Origin of the sequence: Synechococcus sp. EJ6-Ellesmere (assembly GCF_024345875.1) — a bacterium.
In the GTDB taxonomy this organism is placed as follows: Bacteria; Cyanobacteriota; Cyanobacteriia; order PCC-6307; family Cyanobiaceae; genus Regnicoccus_A; species Regnicoccus_A antarcticus.
Map to the genome: position 1 here is coordinate 1 of NZ_JAGQBY010000081.1, position 14,419 is coordinate 14,419.

Annotated in this window: 15 protein-coding genes and 1 tRNA gene; 6 read left to right on the plus strand and 10 right to left on the minus strand. The window is 67.7% G+C overall.

The genetic code is table 11. The features are described from left to right. Window positions 1-144: 144 nt before the first annotated feature. Entirely contained in the window at window positions 145-1,749 is a 1,605-nt protein-coding gene (locus tag KBY78_RS10005) for an NAD(P)H-hydrate dehydratase (protein WP_255143475.1), read from the minus strand. Between the two features lie 221 nt (window positions 1,750-1,970). On the opposite strand from KBY78_RS10005, the gene mnmA reads away from it, so the two are divergent. Further along, entirely contained in the window at window positions 1,971-3,110 is a 1,140-nt protein-coding gene (gene mnmA / locus KBY78_RS10010) for a tRNA 2-thiouridine(34) synthase MnmA (protein ID WP_255143487.1), read from the plus strand. Window positions 3,111-3,117: 7 nt separating this feature from the next. Here the strand turns inward: mnmA and KBY78_RS10015 are convergent, their stop codons facing one another. Genes KBY78_RS10015 through KBY78_RS10025 form a run of 3 tightly spaced genes read right to left on the minus strand, consistent with a single transcriptional unit; the run spans window position 3,118 to window position 5,266 of the window. Continuing rightward, the gene (locus tag KBY78_RS10015; RefSeq protein WP_255143476.1) at window positions 3,118-3,369 is read right to left on the minus strand and encodes a 2Fe-2S iron-sulfur cluster-binding protein; all 252 of its coding nucleotides are present in this window, start codon (window positions 3,367-3,369) and stop codon (window positions 3,118-3,120) included. Continuing rightward, complete coding sequence (locus tag KBY78_RS10020; protein ID WP_255143477.1) at window positions 3,366-4,862, minus strand: cobyric acid synthase; 1,497 nt, start codon at window positions 4,860-4,862, stop codon at window positions 3,366-3,368. Before KBY78_RS10020 ends, KBY78_RS10015 begins: the two co-directional genes overlap by 4 nt. 8 nt (window positions 4,863-4,870) lie before the next feature. Continuing rightward, the gene (locus KBY78_RS10025) at window positions 4,871-5,266 is read right to left on the minus strand and encodes an Npun_F0494 family protein (protein ID WP_255143478.1); all 396 of its coding nucleotides are present in this window, start codon (window positions 5,264-5,266) and stop codon (window positions 4,871-4,873) included. 110 nt (window positions 5,267-5,376) lie between these two features. Between KBY78_RS10025 and KBY78_RS10030 the strand changes: the two genes are divergently transcribed. Next, window positions 5,377-5,979 (plus strand): nucleoside triphosphate pyrophosphatase, encoded by a 603-nt coding sequence (locus KBY78_RS10030; RefSeq protein WP_255143479.1) that lies wholly within the window; start codon window positions 5,377-5,379, stop codon window positions 5,977-5,979. 7 nt (window positions 5,980-5,986) lie between these two features. Here the strand turns inward: KBY78_RS10030 and KBY78_RS10035 are convergent, their stop codons facing one another. The 3 genes from KBY78_RS10035 to psbD form a co-directional block, all read right to left on the minus strand. Next, the gene (locus KBY78_RS10035; protein WP_255143480.1) at window positions 5,987-6,844 is read right to left on the minus strand and encodes a YcgJ family protein; all 858 of its coding nucleotides are present in this window, start codon (window positions 6,842-6,844) and stop codon (window positions 5,987-5,989) included. A gap of 189 nt (window positions 6,845-7,033) precedes the next feature. After that, window positions 7,034-8,398, minus strand: a complete 1,365-nt coding sequence (gene psbC, locus KBY78_RS10040; protein WP_006171776.1) for a photosystem II reaction center protein CP43 — start codon at window positions 8,396-8,398, stop codon at window positions 7,034-7,036. Window positions 8,399-8,405: 7 nt separating this feature from the next. Continuing rightward, a complete protein-coding gene (psbD, locus tag KBY78_RS10045) occupies window positions 8,406-9,464 on the minus strand; it encodes a photosystem II D2 protein (photosystem q(a) protein) (protein ID WP_006171775.1) in 1,059 nt (352 codons plus the stop codon). Between the two features lie 177 nt (window positions 9,465-9,641). On the opposite strand from psbD, the gene KBY78_RS10050 reads away from it, so the two are divergent. The 4 genes from KBY78_RS10050 to KBY78_RS10065 all read left to right on the plus strand — a co-directional run bounded on the left by KBY78_RS10050 (window position 9,642) and on the right by KBY78_RS10065 (window position 11,797). After that, complete coding sequence (locus KBY78_RS10050; protein WP_006172244.1) at window positions 9,642-9,905, plus strand: hypothetical protein; 264 nt, start codon at window positions 9,642-9,644, stop codon at window positions 9,903-9,905. Continuing rightward, window positions 9,905-10,639, plus strand: coding sequence for an ABC transporter ATP-binding protein (locus KBY78_RS10055; RefSeq protein ID WP_255143482.1), 735 nt, complete (start codon window positions 9,905-9,907; stop codon window positions 10,637-10,639). Before KBY78_RS10050 ends, KBY78_RS10055 begins: the two co-directional genes overlap by 1 nt. Window positions 10,640-10,655: 16 nt before the next feature. Next, window positions 10,656-10,727 (plus strand) — tRNA-Asn (locus KBY78_RS10060). Window positions 10,728-11,005: 278 nt separating this feature from the next. Next, window positions 11,006-11,797 (plus strand): response regulator transcription factor, encoded by a 792-nt coding sequence (locus KBY78_RS10065; protein ID WP_006172246.1) that lies wholly within the window; start codon window positions 11,006-11,008, stop codon window positions 11,795-11,797. A gap of 7 nt (window positions 11,798-11,804) precedes the next feature. Here KBY78_RS10065 and KBY78_RS10070 read toward each other — a convergent pair whose 3' ends face one another. From KBY78_RS10070 to KBY78_RS10080, 3 genes are all read right to left on the minus strand, one after another. Beyond that, window positions 11,805-12,782: a DNA polymerase III subunit delta' gene (locus KBY78_RS10070; protein WP_255143484.1), complete on the minus strand. Its 978-nt coding sequence runs from the start codon at window positions 12,780-12,782 to the stop codon at window positions 11,805-11,807. Beyond that, on the minus strand, window positions 12,775-13,449 hold the full coding sequence (tmk, locus tag KBY78_RS10075) for a dTMP kinase (RefSeq protein ID WP_255143485.1): 675 nt from the start codon (window positions 13,447-13,449) through the stop codon (window positions 12,775-12,777). The genes KBY78_RS10070 and tmk overlap by 8 nt, the downstream gene beginning before the upstream one ends. Next, window positions 13,436-14,419 (minus strand): cation-translocating P-type ATPase (locus KBY78_RS10080; protein WP_255143486.1); only part of this gene is annotated, 984 nt, incomplete at its 5' end. The genes tmk and KBY78_RS10080, both read right to left, overlap by 14 nt.

Below are 14,419 nucleotides of genomic sequence, written 5' to 3' on the forward strand. Positions count from 1 at the left end.
TTCTTTTTTGCCTGTGTCTGCAGCCTTCTCCAGCTCCATGCCTCACCAGAGAAGGCCCGGGCCTTTACCGACGAAAGCTGGAACGATTGGCCAGTCACCGCATAGACGTGGCCATAGCCCGCACAAGTCCAGCTCAGACGCCCGTTACGGCGAGATATGGAGCCGGCCGTTTTTCAGGAGTCCCGAACTAGTCCCAGCTGAACACCACTGGCCCAGAGTTGCTGCCAGTGCCATGGGCGTCACCTGACCGGGTCCGAGCCGCTCCCGGGCCGCCAGCCCCGCCTGGGCGTGGGCCAGGGCGGCAGCGGCCAGGGTGGAGGCTTCCCCGGGTGAGACCCCGGCAGCCTGAGCCAGAGCCCCTTGCCCGGCCGCGAATCCCGCCAGGACATCGCCGGCGCCGGCCCGGGCCGCTGCCGCTGCCGCCTCCAGCAATTGCCAGCGCCGGCCGTCGGGCGCGGCAATCACGCTGCGGGCGCCCTTGAGCAGCAGGGCCGCGCCGCAGCGGCTGGCGGCAACGGCGGCGGCCTCCAGGGGCTGCTCGCCGGCCAGATCGGGAAACAGGCGGGCGAATTCACCCTGATGGGGCGTCAGCCAGGTGGGACCTTGCCTCCCCTGCAGCCAGGCCATCGCCTCACCGGCCACCCCGGCGGCCAGCTGGTTGAGGCCATCGGCATCGATCACCACCAGTCCCGCAAAGGCCTGAAGGCTCTCCCAGAGCGGCGGGCTGTCGGGCCGCTCCGCTGAGGCGGCTGGCCCCAGGCCCGGGCCGATCAGCACGGCATCAAGGCGATCGAGGGCGCCCGGCTCACCCGGCGCAGGCCCCAGAACCACATGGGGCAGCAGGCTCCAGAGCTGCTGGGCCACGGGCTCCGGCACGACCGCCCGCAGGCTGCCGCAGCCGCTGGCGCTCGCCCCCAGCAGGCTGAGCAGGGCGGCACCGGGATAGGCGGCGCTGCCGCTCACTACCAGCAGGCGGCCACGGCCGTACTTGGCGGCATCAGGCGCAGGCTCAAGCGGTGGGGCGCTGGTCTGATCCAGGCCACTCAGCACGAGGGGCTGATCCGGCGGCAGTTGTCCCAGCAGAGCCGGCGGCAGCCCCAGATCAAGCCGCACCAGCTTCCCCACCCAGGCCAGGGCGCTGTCCTGGACCAGCCCCTGCTTGAGCAGGCCCAGGCAGTAGGTGGTGCGGGCACGGGCGGCCCAGCTCCCCAGCAGCCGGCCGCTGTCGGCGCACAGTCCCGTGGGCGTGTCGATGGCCACCAGCTGATCGGGCCTCAGCCGCGCCCGATCGCCCAGGAGGGACTCGATCGCCTCGCCGGGAGGACGCCGCTGGCCGATGCCGAAGAGCCCATCGATCCAGAGGGCGGCGCCGGCGGGATCAGGGCTGGAGCTCAGCCGCTCGATCCCAAGCCACTGGGCATACCGCCAATGGGACTCGGTGAGCGGTTTGTGGCGCTCAAAGGGGCTCCAGAGCCGCACCCTCACCCCGGCCAGGTGTAGCTCCCGGGCCACCACCAGGGCATCCCCCCCGTTGTGCCCGGGGCCCACCAGCACCAGCGCCCCCCGGCGCAGGGCCTCGGGCTCGCTCAGCAGCCGAGCACTGATGGCCAGGGCGGCTTTCTCCATCAGGGCTTCCACCGGCAGGCCGTTGGCGAACAGCTGCTGCTCCAGCTGGGCCATCTGCTCCGAGCGCACCAGCAGGTGGGCGGCATCCCGGCGGGGCCAGTGAATCGCGTGGCTGTTGATCAAGGGGGGCTCCGGTGCAGGCAGAGGGATGCGGGACCCGCCGGCGGACGCCCCGTCCCATGATGGGACCACGGCTTTGTTTCGTTTCTCCCCCGCCCCGGAGGCTTCCGGTTTTGACCACCACCGCCCCAGCGTCCGGCCCAGGTTCCGCCGGTCGAGCCCGTTCCCCTCTCGCGGCTGCCAACGGTCCTGTCACCGCTGCCGGTGCTGCGGCGCTTGAGCGCTTGCGCGCCTGGCCCGGGGAGCATCGGGTGGCCGTGGGCCTCTCCGGCGGGGTCGACAGCTCCCTGACCGCCGCCTTGCTGGTGGCGGCCGGGTGGCAGGTGGAAGGTCTCACCCTCTGGCTGATGAGCGGCAAGGGGGCCTGCTGCGCCGAAGGGCTGGTGGATGCCGCCGGCCTCTGTGAGCAGCTGGGGGTGCCCCACCATGTGGTCGACAGCCGCGAGCGCTTCCACGAGCAGATCGTCGACTTTCTGGTGCAGGGCTACGAACAGGGCGTGACACCGCTGCCCTGTTCCCGCTGCAATCGGGAGGTGAAATTCACGCCGATGCTGGAGTGGGCCGAAGCCGAACTCGGGATCGGCCGCATCGCCACCGGTCACTACGCCCGGGTCCGCCTGGCTGACGTCGCTGGCCCCAGCGCCGCCGCCGGCCGCCACCAGCTGCTGCGGGGCCTCGATGCCCACAAGGACCAGAGCTACTTCCTCTATGACCTGCCCCAGTCGGTGCTGGCGCGGCTGGTGTTCCCCCTCGGTGAACTCACCAAGCCCGACACCCGACTGGAGGCCGAGGCTCTCGGCCTGCGCACCGCCCGGAAACCGGAAAGCCAGGATCTCTGCCTGGCCGATCACCACGGCTCGATGAAGGCCTTCCTCGATGCCTACCTGCCGCCCCGCCAGGGTCAGATCGTGCTGGCCGACGGCACGGTGGTGGGCGAGCACGATGGCATCGAGCATTTCACCATCGGCCAGCGCAAGGGGCTGGGGGTGGCCTGGAGCGAACCCCTGCATGTGGTGCGCCTCGATGGGGCGATGAACCGGGTGGTGGTCGCTCCCCGCGCTGAGGCGGCCCGCAGCGGTTGCGTGGTGGGCGCGATCAACTGGATCTCGATCCCACCGCCCGAAGCACCGCTGGAGCTTGAGGTGCAGGTGCGCTACCGCAGCGCGCCGGTGGCTGCCCAGCTCATCCCCCTCGAGCCCACGGCCGCCGATGCTGCCGCAGGCCGCCCCCACCGAGCCCGGCTGAACTTCCACGAAGAGCAGTTTTCGATCACCCCTGGCCAGGCGGCGGTGTTCTATGCCGGCGAGGTGGTGCTCGGTGGCGGGCTGATCCAGGGCCACCCGCCCGATCCTGCTCACCGGTAGGGCCAGTTCACCAGTAGGGATCGCTGGCCAGTTCCACCCGCAGCTCGCCGCTGCGGGCAGCGGGCACCGTGGCGATGCAGGCCCGCACCACCCGGCCGTTGACCTCGATCTCACAGGCGCCGCAACTGCCACCCAGGCAGCCGGTGGGGATCGTCTGGCCGGCTGCGGCGGCCGCCTGCAGCCAGTCGCGGCCTGGTGGCACCTGGGTGCTGCGGCCATTGGGCCAGTGCACCAGGACCGGCGTAGCGGCTGACTTCATTCCCGCTCCAGCAGTGGGGCCAGGTTCACGTGGGTCTCGAAGGCCTCAGCGAGCCGATCGAGCAGCGCCTCGCGTTGCTGGCCGTGGTGCGGTGGCTGCTCCCCCAGGGGACTCAGACCGCGGCGGCGGCGCAGCTGGTTCAACCAGCGCCGCCGCCAGGGGCCCGAGTCGAACACTCCGTGCAGGTAGGTTCCGGCCACCACTGTGCCGTTCTGGTCGGCTCTCCACCAGCCGAGGCCCGAGAGCTCGGCGATGGGCTGGCACTGGTCAGGCTCCTCGCACTCGCTCTGTCCCCGGTGCAACTCGAATCCCTCGAGGCCCAGGCTGCTGCCCTGGGGCCAGTGGGCCGGGGCGAACACCTGCTGCGTCGCCTTGTTGTTGCCGTAAAGGGTGGTCAGCGGCAGCAGCCCCAGCCCGGCGTGCTCGACGCCGCCGCCACCTCCTTCGAGGCCTCCTTCGAGGCCGTGGGGATCCAGCAGACGTCGGCCCAGCATCTGCAGGCCACCGCAGAGGCCGAAGAGATGGCCGCCACCGGAGACATACCGCCGCAGGTCGTCGCCAAGGCCGCTGGCGCGCAGGGCCTCCAGATCCCGCAGGGTCTGCTTGCTGCCGGGGATCACCACGGCATCGGGTCTGCCGAGAGCTTCTCCGGGGCGCACCCAGCGCAGCCGCACGCTCGGTTCGGCTTCGAGGGAATCGAGATCGGAGAAATTGCTGATCGAGGGCAGGCGAAGCACCGCGATCTCCAGTTCGGCGTCGGGTTTACGCGCCTTGCGCTCCAGCAGGTCGAGGGAATCCTCGGGAGGAAACAGTTCATCGAGCCAGGGCATCACCCCCAGCACCGGCAGGCCGGTGTGGCGCTCCAGCCAGCTGCGGCCCTCGTCGAAGAGCTCCCGGCGGCCACGGAAGCGGTTGATCAGGATGCCCTGGATCAGGGGCCGCTCCACCGGCCGCAGCAGCGCCAGGGTGCCCACGATCTGCGCGAAGACTCCCCCCCGCTCGATATCGGCCACCAGCAGGCAACGGGCTTGCAGGAACTGGGCCAGGCGCAGGTTGGTGAGATCCCGGGCCTGCAGATTCACCTCCACGGGGCTGCCGGCCCCCTCCAGCACCAGCCGACCACCTGGATGGCTGGTCTGCAGCTCGCTCAGGCCCTGGCGGATCGCCGCCCAGCCCGGCCGGAACCAGTCGCGGTAATAGTGCTCGGCGCGGCACACTCCCACCGAGCGCCCCAGGTGGATCACTTCGCTGGTGCTGTCACCCTGGGGCTTGAGCAGCACCGGATTCATCGCCACCGCCGGCTCCAGGCCCGCCGCCCAGGCCTGCAGGGCCTGGCTGTAGGCCATCTCGCCGCCTCCGGCATCCACCCAGGCGTTGAGGCTCATGTTCTGGCCCTTGAAGGGCCGGGGCGTCTCGCCGCGCCGCCGCTGCACGCGGCAGAGGGCGGCGGCCATCAGCGATTTGCCGGCGCCACTGCTGGTTCCGAGCACCATCAGGGGCTTCACAGGCGCGGCCAGCGGCGGCGCAGCCCGTGGCGGATCCGCTCCAGCAGGGAAGCCCTTGGGATCTCCCCGCTCCAGCGCTCCAGCAGTTCACGGCCCATCGGCGTCAGCCGCACCCGCTCGGTCAGTCCCTGGCCGTCCACTTCCCGGCGCAGCACCCCCACCCGGATCAGCCAGATGAAGTGGTCTTCGGCGCGGTCGCTGCTCAGGGGGGCGAAGCTGAACTGCGCCCGGTCGGCACGTCGGTGGAGCTCCTCGCTGCTGATCGCCTCGCCGCTGAGCAGGCCATAAAAGGCCCGGCGGAAGGGGAGGCAGCGCAGGGCACTGGCCGCCCGCTCCAGCGAGCGGGGATCGTTGAGGGTGCTGGTGAGGGAGCCTGGGGTCGAGCCATGCATGCGCCGATTCTCCTGGATCAGCGTGCGCTCTGGTGGGGCCGAAACGGCAGGGTCTCCCTGCGGGGGAGGAGGATCGTTGTGGTCTTGACAAGGCCAGGAGGTCAGGGTCCATGCCGCAAGCCCCACTGGTGCTGGCCTCTGCCTCGCCGGCACGACGCCGGTTGCTGGAGCAGGCGGGCATCCCCCACCGGGTGCAGGTGAGCGGCGTCAATGAGGAGGGCTGGCGGGATCCCGATCCGCGCCAGCTGGTGCAGGCCCTGGCACGGGCCAAAGCCGAGGCGGTGGGGCGTGAGCTGGTGCTGAGCGAAGGCGAGCGTGTGGGTGACGTGCTCGGCTGCGACTCTCTGTTCGTGCTCGCCGGGGCTGTTTTCGGCAAGCCCCGTGATGCCGAGGAAGCCACCAGCCGCTGGCGGCGCATGGCTGGATCGTGGGGGGAGCTGCACACCGGCCATTGCCTGCTGCCCGCAGGCCCGACAGCAAGGGGGTCAACCGGCCTGCCGCCGAGGCTGGCCACCGTCACAACCCGCGTCAGGTTCGCGGATCTCAGCGAGGCGGAGATCGCCGCCTACGTGGCCAGCGGTGAGCCGCTCAACTGTGCGGGCGGGTTCGCTCTCGAGGGCCGCGGCGGGTTGCTGGTGGAGCAGATCGAGGGCTGCTTCAGCAATGTGATCGGCTTGAGTCTGCCCCTGTTGCGCCGTTGGTTGTCGAGCTGAATCTGCATCAGCGGAACAGGTTGTTGAACAGATCCTGCAGGAACTGCCCGGTTGGATTCTGCGTGGGAGGATAATTCTGAGGGTAGTTCTGTGGATATCCCTGCTGTGGATATCCCTGCTGAGGATAGCCCTGCTGGTATGTCGGATAACCTTGTTGATAAGTCTGCTGATTGCCTGTTCGGGCTGCTAGCTGCAGGTCGGCCCAATTGAACACCACTTCATTCCCGCTTCTGGTGTAACGCGCAGGCCATAGTCTTGTGCCGTCACGAAGCACGAGTTCTCCCTGGCGGTTGTAGAAGGCAAACTGTCGTCCATCCTGAAATTCTACGGAATAGGCGGTTCCATTCGCTGTGTTTCGCCGCCTGAGACTGCAGTTGCCGTTGAAGAGTCTTCGCCCGCGCTGGGAGAGTTCGCAGACGCTTGCCTGCTCATTCTGGTTCCAATTCTTGTTCCCCCACTGATTCCCTGCTTTCCAGTCGCTGCCGAACAGCTGACGACTCAGGCGGTTGCTCACGTTGGTTTTCTTCCAGCCGTCATCCCAGCAGATCTGGCGCCGCAGATCACAGACCTCCCCACCACTGAGTTGAAAGTCCCTGGGGATCGATCGTCCTGAGAGCTGACGCTGCAAGTTCTGCTCGGCGCGCCGGTCGAAGTAGCGACGGGTCAGTGGCAAGGACACCCCGTTGCTGTCGTAGCAGATGCGAACCGCCCTGTCGCAGATCACTCCGCTGCTGGGAAAGTCAAGGGAGCGGGACTGGGCCAGTGCTGGTATCGGCAAAGCGACTGCCGGCATGCACAGCGCCAGTGCGGCCAGCCATCCCGCCGAGCGGCGCTGTTGATGAAGGAACGTTTGTGTGGCAGTCATGGCGTGGCTCAGTGAGCTCAGTGGGACGGCAGGTTCAACCGTCTTCAACGTAGGCAGGGTGGATGCAGCGGATGCATCCAGAGTCCTTCACCGTTGCGCTGAGGGATGACCAGGTCTTTCGGCCATGAAAAAACCCCCGCATCGGCGGGGGTTGGAGACGTCGCAAAGCGATCAGGTTCTGATAACGAGTCAGTCGAGATCCGGCATCGCCAGGGTGGGCTCGGCCTGACGGTCGATGCCCTTCTCGAAACCAGCGGCGGCTGCGCGGGCGCGGCCGGCGTGCCAGAGGTGACCCACCAGGAAGAAGAAGGCGAGCACGAACTGGGTGGCTGAGAGCCACTGACGCACGTTCACGAAGTTCACCGAGTTGGGCTCGGTGATGATGCCGCCCACGGAGTTGAGGGAGGCATTGGGAGCGTGGGTCATGTATTCAGCCGCGCGGCGCACCTGCCAGGGCTGAATGTCGTTCTGGAGCTTGTCGAGGCTGAGGCCGTTGGGGCCACGCAGGGGCTCAAGCCAGGGACCACGGAAGTCCCAGAAGCGCATGGTTTCGCCGCCGAAGATGATCTCGCCGGTGGGGGAGCGCATCAGGTATTTGCCCAGGCCGGTGGGGCCCATGGCTGAACCGATGTTGGCTCCGAGGCGCTGGTCGCGCACCAGGAAGGTGAAGCTCTGGGCCTGGGAGGATTCGGCGTTGGTGGGGCCGTAGAACTCCGAGGGGTAAGCAGTGTTGTTGAACCAGATGTAGGCCGAGGCGATGAAGCTCATGAAACTCAGAGCGCCGAGGCTGTAGCTCAGGTAGGCCTCACCATTCCAGATGAAGGCGCGACGCACCCAGCCGAAGGGCTTGGTGATCACGTGCCAGATGCCTCCGAAGATGCAGATCAGGCCGAGCCAGATGTGGCCACCGATGATGTCTTCCATCGAGTTGACCCCGATGATCCAGCCCTCGCCGCCGAAGGGTGCGCGGAACAGATAACCGAAGATCACACCCGGATCAAGGGTGGGGTTGGTGATCAGGCGCACGTCGCCACCACCTGGTGCCCAGGTGTCGTAAACACCGCCGAAGAACATCGCCTTGAACACCAGCAGCAGGCAACCCACACCCAGAAGGATGAGGTGGTAGCCGATGATGTTGGTCATCTGGTTCTTGTCGCGCCAGTCCTGGGAGAAGAACGAGGAGTAGTTCTCCAGGATTTCAGGACCACGCAGGGCGTGGTACAGACCGCCGAGGCCGAGAACGGCGGAGCTGATCAGGTGCAGCACACCGACCACGAAAAACGGGTAGAGGCTGGTGACCTCACCGCCGGGGCCGACTCCGTAACCGAGGGTGGCCACGTGCGGGAACAGGATCAGACCCTGCTCGTACATGGGCTTGTCGAAGCTGAAGTGGCTCACTTCGAACAGCATCATTGCTCCGGCCCAGAAGACCATCAGACCCGCGTGAGCCACGTGGGCGCCGAGCAGGCGGCCGGAGAGATTGATCAGGCGGGCGTTACCGGCCCACCAGGCATAACCGGTGGAGTCGAGGTCTTTGCCCCCGACGGCCACCATGGACGAATTAAAGGGCGTTTCCACGGGGCAGGACCTCTTCAGGGAAGACGAAATTTTCATGCGGCTGGTCGGCCGGTGCCATCCAGGCACGCAGACCTTCGTTCAGAAGAATGTTCTTCGTGTAGAAGGTCTCGAATTCGGGGTCCTCAGCGGCGCGGATCTCCTGCGACACGAAGTCGTAGGCCCGCAGGTTGAGGGCCAGGCCGATGATGCCGATGCTGCTGGTCCACAGACCCATCACCGGCACGAACAGCATGAAGAAGTGCAGCCAGCGCTTGTTGGAGAAGGCGATCCCGAAGATCTGGCTCCAGAAGCGGTTGGCGGTGACCATTGAGTAGGTCTCTTCTTCCTGGGTGGGCTCGAACGCCTTGAAGGTGTTCGCCTGCTCGGAATCCTCGAACAGGGTGTTCTCCACCGTGGCGCCGTGGATGGCACAGAGCAGAGCACCACCGAGGATGCCGGCCACGCCCATCATGTGGAACGGGTTCAGGGTCCAGTTGTGGAAGCCCTGCAGGAAGAGCAGGAAGCGGAAGATGGCGGCCACCCCGAAGGAGGGGGCAAAGAACCAGCTGCTCTGGCCCAGGGGGTACATCAGGAAGACACTGACGAACACCGCGATCGGACCGGAGAAGGCGATGGCGTTGTAGGGACGGATGCCCACCAGACGGGCGATCTCGAACTGACGCAGCATGAAGCCGATCAGCGCGAAGGCGCCGTGCAGGGCGACGAACGGCCAGAGGCCGCCCAGCTGCACCCAGCGCACGAAGTCACCCTGGGCTTCCGGTCCCCAGAGCAGCAGCAGGCTGTGCCCCATGGCATCAGCGGGGGTGCTCACCGCGGCGGTGAGGAAGTTGCAACCCTCCAGGTAGCTGCTGGCAATGCCGTGGGTGTACCAGGAGGTGGCGAAGGTGGTGCCGGTCAGCCAGCCGCCCAGGGCCAGATAGGCCGTGGGGAACAGCAGCAGGCCGGACCAGCCGACAAAAACAAAGCGGTCACGCTTGAGCCAGTCATCGAGGACGTCGAACCATCCCCGTGCGGCAGGCGCGCGCCCTACAGCGATCGTCATGCGGGTACTTCATGAAGCTTTACAAGGATCATCCTACGGAAAACCGGCACACCCCGGGACCCCGCCCCATCGAGCACACCCGTAAATAAGTAATTGCACTCAGGAGACCCTGGCCGTGATGGGCGGCGGCGTGGCAGGCCGTTCGCCAGAGTGGACCCTGGTCTTCAAGCGCACAACGTGTACGTCGTCGAGCTCGCCCTCAAGCTCAGCCCCATGCCCATCTCGGTGCAACGCAAGGAGCTGAGCGACGCCCAGTCGCTCCACAGCGAGATCCGGGCGGCCATGGAAAGCGGCCATCCCCGTGTGCTCGAACTCCACTGCGAGAAATCCGAGGAGAAGCGCGTGAGCCTGCTCAGCGGCGAACTGCTGGCCGTTCAGCTCTATGAGAAATCGGCGGTCGGCGGCGGCAGCAAGCGGCCGGGCTTCAGCGTCGACGGTTGATGGCCTGGGGCACCCCCTCCAGCGAAGCGGTCTCGCCCCGGCCTCCGGCCCTGGAGGTGGGGGACCTCTGCTTTGGCTGGCCCAACGGCAGCGCCGCCCTTGATCACTGCGACCTGCGCCTGCCCGGGCCAGGCCTCTGGATGCTCGTAGGCGGCAACGGCAGCGGCAAGAGCACCCTGCTGCGCCTGATCGCCGGCCTGCTGGAGCCCAGCGGAGGCCGGGTGGCCCTCACACTCAAGCCCGCCCTGGTGTTCCAGAACCCTGATCACCAGTTGCTGCTACCCAGTTGCGGCACCGATCTGCAGCTCGGCCTCGTTCAGGGTCTACCGGCCGCAGAGCGGCAGGCGCGGGTGGCCGCGGCCCTCGCCCAGGTGGGACTGGGGGGGTTCGAGGGGCGGCCGATTCACACCCTCAGCGGCGGCCAGAAACAACGGCTGGCAATCGCAGGCGCCCTGGCAGGAGACGCGGGTCTGCTGCTTCTCGATGAGCCCACAGCCCTGCTCGACCCCGAAAGCCAGCGGGAGGTGCTGCAACTGATCGAGCGGCTCTGCCACCGGCCGGGGCAGCCGCTGACGGCCCTGTGGATCACCCATCGGCTTGAAGAGCTCGACCATTGCGATGGTGCCGCCGAGATGGAGCGGGGCCGGATCGGGTCGTGGCGGAAGGGCCCAGACCTGAGGCGGCGCATCGAAAGCCGACTTCCCCCCTTGCCGGGCGGCAGGGCCGACGGGTAGGTTCACCACAGCCCATTCCTCGGTAGCTCAGTGGTAGAGCGGTCGGCTGTTAACCGATTGGTCGCAGGTTCGAATCCTGCCCGGGGAGTTCATCAACAGTGTGTCGCGGCCTGAAAGATTGCTGCGTTGTCACAGCAGGGACGGCGCCGACAAGATCCGAGCTGGAAGAAAATCTATAGATTCAATTCAAGCTGTCCCGGGATTGCCCCGGCCAGATCCCCTGTCAGAGTGGGCTTGTGCGCCCGGAGCCAGCCTCCGGAGCGGCCCGTTGAAAGGCGTTGACCCCTCGGATCAGGAGAAAATAAGTACAAAATCTTTGGTGTCGGCCATGTTCCCACCGCCGTCACGTGTCCTCCAGCATCTGCCATGAAACCCTGCATCCTGCTGATTGAGGACGACGAGGACATGCGCGAGCTGGTGGCCGGCCATTTCGAGCACGGCGGCTTCGTGGTCGAGACCGCCGACGACGGGATTAAGGGTCAGGCCCTGGCCCTGCAGGCCAGCCCTGATCTGATCCTGCTTGATCTGATGCTGCCGAAGGTCGACGGTCTCACCCTCTGCCAGCGGCTGCGCCGGGATGAGCGCACCGCCGGCATCCCGATCCTGATGATCACGGCGCTGGGCGGCACCAAGGACAAGGTGAGCGGGTTCAACTCCGGCGCCGACGACTACCTCACCAAACCCTTCGATCTTGAGGAGCTGATGGTGCGGGTGAAGGCCCTGCTGCGCCGCAGCGACCGGGCCCCGTTATCCACCAAGCACAGCGAAATCCTCAGCTATGGGCCCCTCACCCTGGTGCCTGAGCGATTTGAGGCGATCTGGTTCGACGAGCCGGTGCGCCTGACCCACCTGGAATTCGAGTTGCTCCACTGCCTGCTGCAGCGCCACGGCCAGACCGTGGCGCCGTCGTTGATCCTCAAGGAGGTCTGGGGCTACGAACCCGACGACGACATCGAAACCATCCGGGTGCACGTGCGCCATCTGCGCACCAAGCTCGAACCCGATCCGCGCAAACCCCGCTTCATCAAAACGGTTTATGGAGCCGGCTACTGCCTGGAACTTCCCACCGGAGCCAAACTCGCCCAGCAGGAGGCCCTGATGCGCAGCCAACGGGAGGAGCAGCTGGCAGCGGCCACCCACGCGCTCGAGAGCGCCTGAGCCCAGCTCAGCCGATCACGCCGCTCAGTTCCAGCAGTGCCACTTCCCAGGCCAGGCGAGGTTGCACAAATCCCCGCAACTGGCCCCGCAACCGCTCCAGCCGCTGCTGGGACTCCAGACGGTGCTCCCGACGCCAGAGGCAGAGCTGCCACCAGTTCAGCAGCCATAACTGCTGATCCAGATCGAGCGCGTCACTCAGGTCGCGGGCCAGCGCCATGGCCTCGAGCGGGTCGGCCGTCAGGCCCCCCAACCGCTCAGCCAGGCCGCTGGGCAACCCCCGCCACTGACGGCGATGCTCCATCAGGGCCCCCGGGGCTCCGGCCGCCAGCTCGATCAGTTCGGGAGGTTCAGCGGCTTCAAAATCATCAGCGGCTTCTGAGGAGCCACATGCGTCAGGCTGCCGCTCCATAACCTCGGCCATCGCGACAGGATCGAGCGGGCGGAAGGGAATCTGCTGGCAGCGGGAGCGGATCGTGCTCAGAAGGCGCTCCGGCGCGGCGCTGAGCAGCAGCAACAGCCCAGCCCCAGGCTCCTCCAGAGTCTTGAGCAGCCCGTTGGCCGCCCCTTCCGCCATCAGCTCCACGGCCTCGATCACCACCACCGGGCGTGGGCCAGCCACCGCCCGCCTTGCCAGGAACGGTCCGACGGATCGGATCTGCTCCAGCCGGATCTGCGGCAGGCCCCGTTTGCTCACCCCCTCCGCCATCGCCTGGCTCACCGGCACCAGCCGTCCCTGGTGGGAGTAGGTGGGCTCCAGCCAGAGCAGATCGGGATGATTGCCCTGGCTCAGGCGCCGTCGCACTGCCGGGGCACCCGCGGGTCCGGCCAGAACCCCCTCCAGGAAACGAAGCCCCCCCAGGCGTCGGCCCACCCCCTCGGGTCCGGTGAGCAGGTAGGCGGCCGCCAGGCGCTGCCGCTCCAGGGCGGAGCGCATCAGCGCCACCGCCAAGGGCTGGCCGATCAGATCAGCAAAGAGATCAGCCATCGGGATCACCTGGCCAAGCGCGGGGGAAGCGCTCCAGCAGCGCCGCGCGCAGAGCCGACTCCACCTCAGCGGGCGATCCGGCGGCGTCCACTCGGCTCCAGCCCCGCTCCGCAGCCAGCTGCGCAAAGCCGTCCGACACCCGCTCCAGAAACGGCAGGCCAGCCGCCTCGATCCGATCAGCGCCGCGATGGCCGCGGCGATCGGCGGAGATGGCCAGCGGCAGATCAAGCCAGAGGGTGAGATCAGGATTCAGGCCGCCGGTGGCGATCGCCTCGAGCTGGTCGATCAGGTCCAGGGACAGGCCCCGGCCATGGCCCTGGTAGGCAGCCGTGGAGCCGGCGAAGCGGTCGCTGAGCACCCAGTGACCGGCCGCCAGGGCCGGCTCGATCAGGCTCAGGACATGCTGGGCGCGATCGGCGGCATAGAGCAGAAGCTCGGCCCTGGCCACCGGGGCCGCCTCCTCCGGTGGATGCAGCAGCAACTGCCTCAGCCCCTGACCCAGCGGGGTTCCTCCGGGCTCACGGCTGGTCACCAGGCTGGCACCAGCAGGCATCAGGCCGCTGCGGGGAAGCCAGGCAGCCAGTCGCTCCAGCTGACTCGATTTGCCCGAGCCATCGATGCCCTCCAGCACCAGGAAACGGCCTCGCGGGCGCTCAGGCGCGGCCATGGAGCAACAACGCGTTGACGACCACGGTGATCGAGCTGACGGCCATCAACAAGGCGGCCAGCGGGGGCGAGAGCAGCAGGCCGAAGCCGGGCAGCAGGGCCCCAGCGGCGATCGGCAGCACGATCAGGTTGTAGCCGAAGGCCCAGAACAGGTTCTGCTTCACCTTGGCCAGAGTGCGGCGCGCCAGGCGCAGGGCCTCCACCAACGACCCCAGCCGGTCGCCGAGGATCACCAGATCAGCGGTGTCCTGGGCGATCTGGGTGCCGGTGCCCACGGCGATGCCCAGATCAGCGGCCGCCAGGGCCGGGGCGTCGTTGATGCCATCTCCGACCATCGCCACAGCCCCCTCCTGGCTCCAGCGCAGGATGTGTTCCAGCTTCTGCTGGGGGTCGAGCTCCCAGGCCAGGCCAGCGCTGGGCAGCCCCAGGCGGTCGCCCAGCTGCAGCACCGGCTCGCGGCGATCTCCACTGAGCACCCCCAGCCTCAGGCCCATGCCGCCGAGCTCAGCGAGGGCCTGGGCCGCATCGGTACGGGGCTGGTCCTGGACCGCCACCAGCCCGAGCACGGCAGCAGGAGCGGCCACCACCAGCACCGTGGCCCCCTCCGACTCCAGCTGGGCCAGCTGCCGCTCCAGGTCGCAGGGGAGTGCCAGACCATGCTGCTGCAACCAACCAGGACGACCGACCCGGGCCAGACCGTCCTGGCCGAGCACCCGGCCCTCCACACCGGATCCCACCTCGGTGCGGCTGTCGCTCACTTGCGCCAGGGCAAGCCCGCGGCACTGGGCCTCCTGCAGCAGGGCATGGGCCAGGGGGTGACGGGTGTGCTGCTCGAGGCTGGCGGCGAGCTGGACCAAAGCGTCCCCCTCCACCCCCGCGGGATCGCCGTCGCCGGCCGGCAGAAGAGCCACCACCAGGGGCCGTCCAAGGGTGAGGGTTCCGGTCTTGTCGAAGAGCACGCTGTCGAGGCG

Coding starts and splice junctions, on each gene's coding strand:
- KBY78_RS10025 (WP_255143478.1), bottom strand. CDS start 5,266: ATGCATGGCTCGACCCCAGGCTCCCTCACCAGCACCCTCAACGATCCC.
- KBY78_RS10015 (WP_255143476.1), bottom strand. CDS start 3,369: ATGAAGTCAGCCGCTACGCCGGTCCTGGTGCACTGGCCCAATGGCCGC.
- psbC (WP_006171776.1), bottom strand. CDS start 8,398: ATGGTGGCCGTCGGGGGCAAAGACCTCGACTCCACCGGTTATGCCTGG.
- KBY78_RS10030 (WP_255143479.1), top strand. CDS start 5,377: ATGCCGCAAGCCCCACTGGTGCTGGCCTCTGCCTCGCCGGCACGACGC.
- tmk (WP_255143485.1), bottom strand. CDS start 13,449: ATGGCCGCGCCTGAGCGCCCGCGAGGCCGTTTCCTGGTGCTGGAGGGC.
- KBY78_RS10055 (WP_255143482.1), top strand. CDS start 9,905: ATGGCCTGGGGCACCCCCTCCAGCGAAGCGGTCTCGCCCCGGCCTCCG.
- psbD (WP_006171775.1), bottom strand. CDS start 9,464: ATGACGATCGCTGTAGGGCGCGCGCCTGCCGCACGGGGATGGTTCGAC.
- KBY78_RS10035 (WP_255143480.1), bottom strand. CDS start 6,844: ATGACTGCCACACAAACGTTCCTTCATCAACAGCGCCGCTCGGCGGGA.
- KBY78_RS10070 (WP_255143484.1), bottom strand. CDS start 12,782: ATGGCTGATCTCTTTGCTGATCTGATCGGCCAGCCCTTGGCGGTGGCG.
- KBY78_RS10065 (WP_006172246.1), top strand. CDS start 11,006: ATGAAACCCTGCATCCTGCTGATTGAGGACGACGAGGACATGCGCGAG.
- KBY78_RS10020 (WP_255143477.1), bottom strand. CDS start 4,862: ATGGTGCTCGGAACCAGCAGTGGCGCCGGCAAATCGCTGATGGCCGCC.